Source organism: Streptomyces sp. (genome assembly GCF_035563135.1).
Taxonomy (GTDB): Bacteria; Actinomycetota; Actinomycetes; order Streptomycetales; family Streptomycetaceae; genus Streptomyces.
In genome coordinates, this window is the sequence record NZ_DATMVN010000356.1 from 1 (window position 1) to 10342 (window position 10342).

Annotated in this window: 9 protein-coding genes, 1 tRNA gene and 1 pseudogene; 6 read left to right on the top strand and 5 right to left on the bottom strand. The window is 69.7% G+C overall.

All coding sequences use genetic code 11. The annotated features are described in order from the left end of the window. Both VN520_RS15470 and VN520_RS15475 read left to right on the top strand, forming a co-directional pair. A partial coding sequence (locus VN520_RS15470; RefSeq protein ID WP_325747495.1) for a xanthine dehydrogenase family protein molybdopterin-binding subunit occupies positions 1–1844 on the top strand: 1844 nt, incomplete at its 5' end. Between the two features lie 380 nt (positions 1845–2224). After that, positions 2225–3247, top strand: coding sequence for a MarR family transcriptional regulator (locus tag VN520_RS15475; RefSeq protein ID WP_325747496.1), 1023 nt, complete (start codon positions 2225–2227; stop codon positions 3245–3247). 15 nt (positions 3248–3262) lie between these two features. Here the strand turns inward: VN520_RS15475 and VN520_RS15480 are convergent, their stop codons facing one another. From VN520_RS15480 to VN520_RS15500, 5 genes are all read right to left on the bottom strand, one after another. Next, entirely contained in the window at positions 3263–3694 is a 432-nt protein-coding gene (locus VN520_RS15480) for a hypothetical protein (protein ID WP_325747497.1), read from the bottom strand. 200 nt (positions 3695–3894) lie between these two features. Beyond that, the gene (locus VN520_RS15485; RefSeq protein WP_325747498.1) at positions 3895–4455 is read right to left on the bottom strand and encodes a hypothetical protein; all 561 of its coding nucleotides are present in this window, start codon (positions 4453–4455) and stop codon (positions 3895–3897) included. Positions 4456–4513: 58 nt separating this feature from the next. Then, on the bottom strand, positions 4514–6814 hold the full coding sequence (locus VN520_RS15490) for a hypothetical protein (protein WP_325747499.1): 2301 nt from the start codon (positions 6812–6814) through the stop codon (positions 4514–4516). 37 nt (positions 6815–6851) lie between these two features. Next, positions 6852–7346 (bottom strand): hypothetical protein, encoded by a 495-nt coding sequence (locus VN520_RS15495; protein WP_325747500.1) that lies wholly within the window; start codon positions 7344–7346, stop codon positions 6852–6854. A gap of 238 nt (positions 7347–7584) precedes the next feature. Continuing rightward, positions 7585–7659: transfer RNA gene (locus VN520_RS15500), tRNA-Cys, on the bottom strand. A gap of 199 nt (positions 7660–7858) precedes the next feature. On the opposite strand from VN520_RS15500, the gene VN520_RS15505 reads away from it, so the two are divergent. The 4 genes and pseudogenes from VN520_RS15505 to VN520_RS15520 form a co-directional block, all read left to right on the top strand. After that, a complete protein-coding gene (locus VN520_RS15505; RefSeq protein WP_325747501.1) occupies positions 7859–9328 on the top strand; it encodes an MFS transporter in 1470 nt (489 codons plus the stop codon). A 47-nt stretch (positions 9329–9375) separates the two neighbouring features. Further along, on the top strand, positions 9376–9576 hold the full coding sequence (locus tag VN520_RS15510) for a CopG family transcriptional regulator (protein ID WP_325747502.1): 201 nt from the start codon (positions 9376–9378) through the stop codon (positions 9574–9576). After that, positions 9573–9962 carry a type II toxin-antitoxin system death-on-curing family toxin gene (locus tag VN520_RS15515; protein ID WP_325747503.1) on the top strand — a complete coding sequence of 130 codons (390 nt, stop codon included), beginning with the start codon at positions 9573–9575 and terminating at the stop codon, positions 9960–9962. The genes VN520_RS15510 and VN520_RS15515 overlap by 4 nt, the downstream gene beginning before the upstream one ends. A gap of 151 nt (positions 9963–10113) precedes the next feature. Beyond that, positions 10114–10342 (top strand): annotated as a pseudogene (locus tag VN520_RS15520) (ATP-dependent helicase); the annotation flags it as partial.

A 10342-nucleotide genomic window follows, 5' to 3' on the forward strand; every position in this document is an offset into this window, starting at 1 on the left:
AGCCCCTGCACCCCGACGGCAATCTCATCCGCCACATCCCGCTGCGCTACGGCGACCCGGACGCCGTGGGTGAGGTCATCGTCGAGGGCCTGTACCGCATCGGCCGTCAGGACCCCGCCCCGATCGGCGCGGAGGCCGGACTCGCCGTGCCCCGCCCGGACGGGGGCGTGGAGCTCTACACGGCGTCCACCGACCCGCACACCGACCGCGATCTGGCCGCCGCCTGCTTCGGCCTGGACCCCGAGCGGGTCAAGGTCGTCGTGACCGGAGTCCCCGGAGCGACCGGCGACCGGGAGGACCCCGGCTTCCAGATCCCGCTGGGCCTGCTCGCCCTGCGCACCGGCTGCCCCGTCAAACTGGCCGCCACCCGCGAGGAGTCCTTCCTCGGGCACGCCCACCGCCACCCGACCCTGCTGCGCTACCGCCACCACGCGGACACCGAGGGCCGGCTGGTCAAGGTCGAGGCCCAGATCCTCCTCGACGCGGGGGCGTACGCCGACTTCTCCTCCGAGTCCCTGGCCGCCGCCGTGGCCTTCGCCTGCGGCCCGTACGTCGTCCCGCACGCCTTCATCGAGGGCTGGGCGGTGCGTACGAACAATCCGCCCTCCGGGCATGTGCGCGGCGAGGGCGCGATGCAGGTCTGCGCCGCCTACGAGGGCCAGATGGACAAGCTGGCGGCGAAACTGGGTATCGACCCGGTCGAGCTCCGCCTGCGCAACGCCCTCTCCACGGGCGACATCCTCCCCACCAGCCAGACCGTCACCTGCCCCGCCCCGGTCGCCGAACTCCTCGGCGCGCTCCGCGACTTCCCGCTCCCCGCGCTCCCCAAGGACGTCCCGGAGGACGACTGGCTGCTGCCCGGGGGCCCGGAGGGCGCCGGTGAGCCGGGTGCCGTACGCAGGGGTGTCGGCTACGCCCTCGGCATGGTCCACATGCTCGGGGCCGAGGGCGCCGACGAGGTCTCCACGGCCACGGTCCGGGTCCACGACGGTGTCGCCACCGTCATCTGCGCGGCCGTCGAGACCGGCCAGGGCTTCACCACACTCGCCCGCCAGATCGTCCAGGAGACCCTGGGCGTGGAAGAGGTCCACGTCGCGGCGGTGGACACCGACCAGCCCCCCGCGGGCCCGGCGACGCACGGCCGCCACACCTGGGTCTCCGGCGGTGCGGTCGAACGTGCCGCCAAGATGGTCCGCACCCAGCTCCTCCAGCCCCTGGCCCACAAGTTCGGGATGTCCACGGAGCTCCTCCAGATCGCCGACGGCAAGATCACCTCGTACGACGGTGTGCTGTCCACGACGGTCATGGAGGCGATGGAGGGCAAGGAACTCTGGGCCACCGCCCAGTGCCGCCCCCACCCCACCGAGCCCCTGGACGAGTCCGGTCAGGGTGACGCCTTCGTGGGCCTGGCCTTCTGCGCGGTCCGCGCGGTGGTCGACGTCGACATCGAGATCGGCTCGGTCCGGGTGGTCGAGATGGCCGTCGCCCAGGACGTCGGCCGGATCCTCAACCCGTCCCAGCTGGCGACCCGCATCGAGGCGGGCGTCACCCAGGGCATCGGCGCGGCCCTCACGGAGAACCTCCGCACCGCCCGTGGTCTGATCCGGCACCCGGACCTCACCGGGTACGCGCTTCCGACGTCCCTGGACGCGCCGGACATCCACATCGTCGAACTGATCGAGGAACGCGATGTGGTGGCCCCCTTCGGAGCCAAGGCGGCCTCGGCGGTCCCGGTGGTGACGTCCCCCGCAGCGGTGGCATCGGCGGTCCGCGCCGCGACGGGCCGCCCGGTCAACCGCCTCCCGATCCGCCCCCAGGCGGCGGTGGCGACGGCCAAGCCGTAACGCTTCGGATGTGGTCGTGCGCCACGCTCGTACCAGGGCGCTCGGATCCCGAGGCTCGGGGTTCGAGCGCCCTGGGTGGCCCTGTCACTCGTTCGGGGGTCGGGGGATGCCCACGGGCCGACGCTTGAGCTTCGGGCTTCGAGGGCTGAGACGCGAGGGCCGGGATTCGAGCTGTGTTGTTCATCCGGGGGGTAGGTAAGGGCTTTTGGGGAACCTCCCCTCCCTGCCCCGTCACGGCCAGCAAATATGACTAATCGTGGCCGAGTTGCAGCGGAGAGTCATGACTGCTTACGGTGCCCACAACGAGACGACCCCGACACGGTGTTCACAGCACCGGCCGGGGTCTGACCCAAGATCGATCCACAAAGAAAGACGATCTCGTGGCTACCCAGCAGCCTAGCTCCGCCCCGCCCGCCCCCGCAGCCTCGCGCCCCTACCGCAAGGCCCCTACCGGCTACGGCAAGCAGACCGTCTCCGTCCAAGGCCCCACCAACGCAGGCGCCTTCGCCCTCCTGCCGGAGCGGGAGCGCTATGTCGCCGGGTACGTCGACCACCTGCCCGACGGCGCCGCCATGGACATCAAGTCGCTGGCCAAGGACCTGCCGCTGTACGGCCAGATGGCCATCGGCACCGCGCTGCGCACCCTCGCCGTGGCCGGACACCTGCGCCGTGTGCGCTGCCGGGTGGAAGGGGCCGGTCAGTGCCGGTGGGTGACGCTCACCTATTGGTCCCGCACCGCCCACGACAACGAGTGGTGGACCGCCAGGCTCGCAGGCGCGCCGACCGCCGCCCCGGAGCAGGCACCCGCACCCTCCGCCGAACCGGCGGTCGTGCCGAAGCAGCGCGCTGCGGAGCGGCCCAGCCCGAGTCCGCCCACGCCCCCGGCGCCGCAGGACGAGCCGAGCTCAGGCACCCCCACGGCGGTCGCGACCCCGCCCCCCGCCTACCTCGCCCTCGCCGAACTCGGCCGCAGCGAACCCCGCCTGGCGCTCTCCGCCGCCGACTGCGCCGCGCTGGAACCGCTCGCCGCCGCATGGTTCGCGCGTGGTGTCAGCGCCCACTACCTGACCTCGGCGCTCACCGCCGGGCTGCCCGAGCGCATCGGCTCACCCATCGGCCTGGTACGCCGCCGCCTCACCGACAAGATGCCGCCCCACCTGCCCACAGCACCCGCACCGGCCCAGGGCGGGCTCTCCGGTGCCGCCGTCCGCAGCGTCCTGGTCGAGTGCACCGAATGCGGCCGCCCCGGCCCGGCCGAAGCGCTCCCGGACGGCCTCTGCCGCCCCTGCGGGACCACGCACCAGCCGGCGGAGTCGGCAGAGGCCGCAGCCCCGGCGGCCGAGGTCGAGCGAGACGTCCCGGCCCTCGTCGCCGGTCTCCGCAACCTGATGCGCACGCCCTGAGCGCTCAGGCGTCGGTCACGTGCAGGGCTTTCTGTGCCTCGCACTCTCCTTCGGGGCGAGTTGGGCCATCACCAGCCCGTGCAGCAGCTCCACGTCCACGAAGTCCCCGTCCTGCGGAGGCCCGCACCGCCAGCTCAGCGGATACGTGTTGCCGTGGGCGGCCGGAATCCCCACGTACCGGTCGCGGGCAGCCGGACCGAAGCACTTCGCGCCGGGCGGCCAGCCAAAGTACTGGCTCGCGCCGGGTTCCAGCAGGAAGTACGTCCACCGCGCCCCCGCGATCTCCCGCACGAGGGGCCCCGGATCGCCGTCCGTGAGGGTGGCGAGGTGGTGCAGCACCGCCTCCCCCCGGACGCCGCACAGCCGGATGGCATCGAAGTGGATGCCGATCAGGTGGAGCTGGAGCCCCGATGCGGGTACCCATTCGGGAAGCTTCTTGCTCGTCATGGCTATGAGCATCGCGGTGACTGCGTAGCGTGACCACCAGGACGCGATCCACATCCATGCGATGTGGGGAGGGTGGTGACGGCTGTGGGGACGAGGTGCTGAAGGAGCAGGGGGTGGCAAGGACTTCGAGTTTCCCCAGTGCGGCACCCTCGACGTCGAAGCAGCACCGGCGAAGAGGTGATCCTCACCGCGCGGCAAGGTCACCGGCAGGCTGCTGACCCCTCGACCGCCTTGGTGTAGGCGATGATCAGACTTTCGATGGCGGCCTGGTCGTCCACGCCCGAGTCGAGGACCTGGACCACCGTGTAGAGGTCCTGCTCCGGATGGTCCGACGACGCGCAGGAGGATGCGGTCTTGCCGACGCCGGCTTTCCCCGTGTGGACAAAGCGGCCGTCGTCCGACAACGTCCCGTCGTCCGTGTCGGCGTATCCCTGCGAGACCCCCGCCGCGTTGTCGCCATCCCCCCACCAGGCCTGAGCGAGGCTCAGGGCCGCCTTGCCGTCCACGGACACATTGCAGCGGACCGTTCCACCGTTCGGCTTCGAGGTGGCCGTCGAGATGGAGTCACCGCCGGGCAGCGCGGCCTTCACCAGCGCGGGATCCACGGGAATCCCGCACAGGGAGGTGGGCATGGTGTACGCCTTCTTGGGCGGCTCGTCGCCGGAGCACGCCGACAGGGTGGAGGCGAGGGCGACGGTGGCGGACAGGGACACGACCGTGCCGATGAACCGGTGGCGCTGAAGAGATCCGTGGACAGACAACGCGAGCCTTTCGGAAATGGGGCGGGGGATGCGGCGTGTGCCGACCCCGGAGATGTGGTCAGATGTCCGTCTTCAGGTGAGGGGACATGTGCAGGGTGTTCACACCTGCGGCCCGGAACCCGGTCTGGGCGGCCACGCGCGCCTTCTCGTCGATGCTGGCGTCCATCAGGTCACTACGGCCGTGCGCCTTCGCTGCGGTCTCCACGGCCTTTTCGGCGTAGTTCGAGTTCTGTTCGAGGCCGCTCTCCCAATTCTCGCCCATGACGGGGCCGGCGTTGTCCTTGGCCTTCCCCTCGGCGTCCTTGAAGAGAGATTCGAGGACCAGGCTGCTCGCCGTCTCCGCCACGCCACCGGCCACCGCGCCGCCGACCGGGCTGGCGACGAACGACGTACCGACGCCGATACCCGTACCGATGCCCCCAGAAATGGCGTTCTTCCACTGCGCCACGGACTGCTCGTACTTCTTGTCTGCTTCCTCGGCTTCGCCGGCGACCGCCTCCTGGCGGCCGATGGCCAGGGTGCCGGACACCTCGCCCGACCCTTGGGCGATCTGCTCGACGGTGAACTGCATGTCCTTCGAGTAGCGTTCGTCGGCCGGCAGATCCGGGTTCATGTGGTAGTCCATGAGGTTCGCCATGTACTCCTTGTTGGCCACCTCCACCGCCGCGTACCCCTCGGGGTTCTGCCCAACGGTCAGCAACAGGGCGTTCACATCGCGGTGGTTGAGCGTGGCGGAGCTGCCGGCTACGGGGAACAGATTGTTCGTCTCCTTGTCCTGGTCGTTCGTCATGGCCCGGTTGATGTCCGGCAGGTACTCCGAGGTGATCTGTCCGATGCTGTCGGACATGTAACTGTGCTTCGTGAGCCGTCCGTTGTCGTCCGAGACGGAGGACACGATCGACTCGAAGAGCTTGGTCTGCTGGTCGTTGTGGGCCGGGGTGTCCGCGGTCGGCAACTCGCCCGCCGGGTGCCCTGTCGTGGCGGCCTCCAGGGCGAGGGCGAGATTGCTGCGGCCGGTGTTGTCGTCGTCGCCCTTGAGATTGCTCTCCTGCGGCCACTCCCGCTCCTCGAACAGGTACTGGAAGTTGGAGAGCGGGACCTTCCCGTTCTTGCCGTTGCCGTCCGTGTCGCGCTCGAAGGGGGAGTCGTCCTTGGAGACGTACTCTTCGTTGAAGAAGTCGGTCGCCGCGTCCGGGCTGTTGGACAGACCCTTGAGGTAACCGGCCAGCGGGTCGTCGCCGCTGTCGTCACCGATCCGGTTGAGCCACGGGTCCGGCCCCATGTGCTGCCACGCCATGTTGGCGTGCTCGCCGTTGCCGGTGAGTTTGCGTTCCGTCTCCATGAGCTTGGTGCCATAGCTTTTGAGGAACTGGTCGTCGTAGTCGCCGGTCCGCATCAGGTTGCTCATGACCTGGAAGCCCATGGGGCCGCCGCCGTCCCGGCCGATGGGCTGTTCGCCGAGCTTGATCATGTTGCCCTTCCAGCTCGTCATGTCGGCGGAGTCGCTCTGTGTGGCGGTGGCGAGAGTCAGACCGAGATTGCGCTGGAGGCCGTCGAACTTGTCGAGCCGTTCGTAGCTCAGGCTCGGGTTCACGGCAGGATCGTTGATGCCCTGCCAGAACTCGAGGGTCTTCTTGGGCCCGAGCTGCGTGGCGAACCGCTCGGCGAACAGCGGATCGTCCTTGTGCTTGGTCAGACCTTTGTTGATCTTGTCGAATTCGGCGGGGGTGAGGTCCTTGGGGTTCTTCGCCGCGATCTTGGCGAGGTCCTCCGCTGCCTGGACAGCCTCTGCCGCGGAGTCGCGATCCTTGTAGGTGACTTCCGAGAAGCCCATCCTGGCCTGATCGGCTATCGCGGTCAGCACCTTGCTCGCTGAGTTGTCGCTCTCCGAGGCCTTCTTGAGAATCCCCTGCACCTCGTCACGCAGCGCGGTGACATCGCTTTCGCTGTGCTCCGGAACGGGCGTGCCCTTCACGGCCCGGTCCGGGTGGACGTTCATGGTGACCGTGAAACCGCCGTCACCGGTGCTGGTGACGGTCAGATTCTTCTTCTGCCCGCGGCTGATCGCGGCTTCGAGATCCTTCTTGTACTGCCGCAGCTCGTCCCGGGTGTCACCGAGAATCTTGTGAATGGTGTCGGCCTGTGTGTGGGCATCGGAGAACTCGCCGGCGGTCTTGCCGACGAACTCCTTGGTGACCTGAGCGTTCAGGCCGGACCAGTCGGCCGTGTTGGCGGCCTTGTGCAGCCCGTCCTCGGCCTGCCGCTTCAGTTCCACGAGGTGGCGTACGAGCAGTTCCCAGTCGGAGACGGCGTCATCGAGCGTCGAGAAGTTGGCGAAACGCAGCGCGTCGAGATCCATGAGTTGTCGTTTCTCCTGTACGTCTGTGATCGCGCCGCTACTTCTTCGGCTCGTACGCCGGGTTCCTCTTGCCGGGCGCGCCGGCCCGCTCGTCGAATCCGGCATCCAGGGCGTCGATGCTGCTCACCTGTCGCTGGATGTAGTGCTCGTCGCCCGCGTGGACCTTCTTGGTGACCTGCATGTGGTTGGCGATATGGGCGCACGCGTCCATGAGCGACTTCAGCTGTTCGTCCCACCGGCTCGACACGTGCTTGAGCCCGCCGCCCAGCGCGAAGCCCTGACCGCTGAGGTCACCGGCGGCCTTGTCGCTACTGGGGATGGCCACCCGGGCCTTGTTCCAGAGGTCGTCATAGAGGCCGTGCGCCTGACTGCCGATTTTCACCAGATCGCTGTGGCCCACCTTGAGATCGCCCGTTTGCCCGGGCAGAGCCGCAGAGCCGCCGCTCCCGGGGTCGAGCTGGTTCAACTGCATCCCGGCCGACTGCCGATCGGCGGCGTCCGCCTTCAGCTGCTCCCACTCGTCCCATGCCATGGACAATCCTTCCCCCGCCTGCCTGCTCCGCTCCTGCCACGCTCGATGGGCGCCTCAGCTTCAGGCCAAGCTAGCAACTCACCAAGAGGTTCACGTAGGCCGGAGCCCGAGTCCTTGAACAGCGGACCGCGCGTCGTCACCTTCACCTGCTGGAGCGGGAGAACTGTCAGGTCCACGCACGCAGGAACGGCCGCCCCGCGTTATGGGGGCGGCCGTTCCTCTTTCGGGTTCTCCCGTGTGGAGGCCGTGACCGGATTCGAACCGGTGTAACTCGAGTTGCAGTCGAGCCCCTGAGCCTCTCGGGCACACGGCCGTGCGTTTCTTGATCTGCTGCCGACCGTACGGGCCCGGGGAGACCGGGCTCAAGGGGTGCGGGCGGGCCGCAACACGACTGCCATACCGTGTTCACGTCCGGCGGTCCGGGCGGGGCTGCGGACGTACGACCAAAGGCCCGGCCCGCTACCGACCACCGACAGGGGTCACCCGGTGGCATGGCCCTTACGCTGGGGCGCATGACTGCCCTGGAACCCAGTGACGCCGAGGTCACCGCCGCCCTCGTGGAGACCGAGACCACCGTCGCCGAACCGGTGGAAGGGGTCCTCGGGCGGACCTACCGGGCGCTCAGCATCGGCATCGTCTCCGTCGTCCTGCTCATCGCCTTCGAGGCGACCGCCGTCGGCACCGCGATGCCGGTCGCGGCCAGGGAACTGCACGGCATCCCGCTCTACGCGTTCGCCTTCTCCGCGTACTTCACCACCAGCCTCTTCGCGATGGTGCTCTCCGGGCAGTGGGCCGACCGGCGTGGGCCGCTCGCTCCGCTCGCCACGGGGATCGGTGCCTTCGGGGCCGGGCTGGTGCTCTCCGGAACCGCGGGGAGCATGTGGATGTTCATCCTGGGGCGGGCCGTCCAGGGCATCGGCGGCGGGCTCGTGATCGTGGCGCTGTACGTGGTCATCGGACGGGCCTACCCGGAGCACATCCGGCCGGGCATCATGGCCGGCTTCTCGGCGGCGTGGATCGTCCCGTCCGTCATCGGGCCGCTGGCCTCGGGGACCGTGACGGAACACCTCGGGTGGCGCTGGGTCTTCGTCGGCATCCCGGTCCTCATCCTCCTGCCGCTGGGCCTCGCGCTGCCCGCGATCCGGCGGATGGCAGGAGGGCCCACGGACGCCGAGGCCGCGGCGGAGCCGTTCGACCGGCGCCGCATCCGGCTCGCCCTCGGGATCTCGGCGGGCGCCGGGCTCCTCCAGTACGCGGGCCAGGAGCTCCGATGGGCCTCGCTGGTCCCGGCGCTGGCCGGTGCCGCGCTGCTCGTGCCCGCCGTGCGCGGACTGCTGCCCCGGGGCACCGTACGGGCCGCGCGGGGGCTGCCCGCCGTGATCCTGCTGCGGGGGATATCGGCCGGTTCGTTCATCGTCGCGGAGTCCTTCGTCCCGCTGATGCTGGTGACCCAGCGCGGCCTGTCCCCGACGCTGGCCGGCCTCTCCCTCGCCGCCGGCGGGCTGACCTGGGCGCTCGGTTCGTACGTACTGGCCCGGCCCCGGCTGGAGCCCCACCGAGGGGCCCTCATGGTGCTGGGCATGGTGTGCGTGACGCTGGCGATCGCCGCCGCGCCGAGCGTGCTGATCGAGGCGGTGCCGGTGTGGACACTGGCGCTGGTCTGGGGCTTCGGGTGTTTCGGCATGGGCATGGTGATCGCGTCGACGAGTGTGCTGCTGCTGAAGCTGTCGGCCCCGCACGAGGCCGGGGCCAACTCGGCCGCCCTCCAGATCTCGGACGGCCTGGCCAACGTACTGCTGCTCGCCGCGGGCGGTGCGGCGTTCGCCGCGCTCGGCGGCGGCGCGGTGGGTGCGGCCGCCCACGGGGCCGTGGGCAGCGGTACGGCCACGGCGCATCCGGGGGCGTTCACGGTGGTGTTCCTGCCGATGGCGGTGGTGGCGCTGGCGGGGGTGTGGGTCGCGAGCCGGGTGCAGCCCCGGTAAGCCGACCGTAGTACTGATATGACCCCACGCAGCGGTACCGTTCCGGCATGGCTATGAGCCTGCGCCTCCGTGACGACCAGACCGAGGCACTCAAGCAGCGGGCCGAGCAGCAGGGCACCAGCATGCACGCGATACTGCTCAAGGCTGTGGACGACTATCTCGCCCGGACGGCTCAGGAGGCCATCGTCCGCAAGACCGCCAAGGAGCAGGCGGCCAAGTGGGGCGGGCTCATGGACCGGCTCAAGTGACCTGCGTCCACCTCTCTTCCGAGGACATCCTCGTCATCGCGGGATACGCCTGCGACGACATGCGGGTCGTCGTGCGGGACGCGGGACTGCTGGAGTCTGCGGCACACCGTCCGTCCGCTGCCGTGTTCGGGGAGGAGGCGTACCCGGACGTGATTGACAAGGCTGCGGCGCTTCTCCGGTCGCTCGCGGTCAGCCGTCCACTTTTCGGCGGCGACAAGCGGACGGCATGGCTGTCCTGCGTCTCGTTCCCGGCGATGAACGGAGTGGATCTGCGCCCGGACACCGATGCGGCGGAACGCCTGGTCATCGCGGTGGCGAGCGGCGAGACGGACGAGGTGAAGTCCATCGCCCAGGGTCTGCGTGAGCTGGTCGTCGCCGAGGTGTGAGAGCTGTCGCACTATTCTCCGCAGCGGCGTCGTCCGGGAAAGGCCCCGCCCCATCCGCCGGTAGGGTGGCCCGGTTGTCATATCGCGTACGGGCTGCTTCCGGCCCGTACGGGCAGCGCCCCACGTACCCGAGTGCCCCGAACCGGAGACCGTGACTACTACCGCCTCCCACCACCTCTCACCCGCCTTCCCCGGCCGCGCCCCCTGGGGGACGGCCGGGAAGCTGCGCGCCTGGCAGCAGGGTGCCATGGAGAAGTACATCCAGGAGCAGCCGCGCGACTTCCTCGCGGTCGCGACCCCCGGCGCCGGGAAGACCACCTTCGCGCTGACCCTCGCCTCATGGCTGCTGCACCACCACGTGGTGCAGCAGATCACCGTGG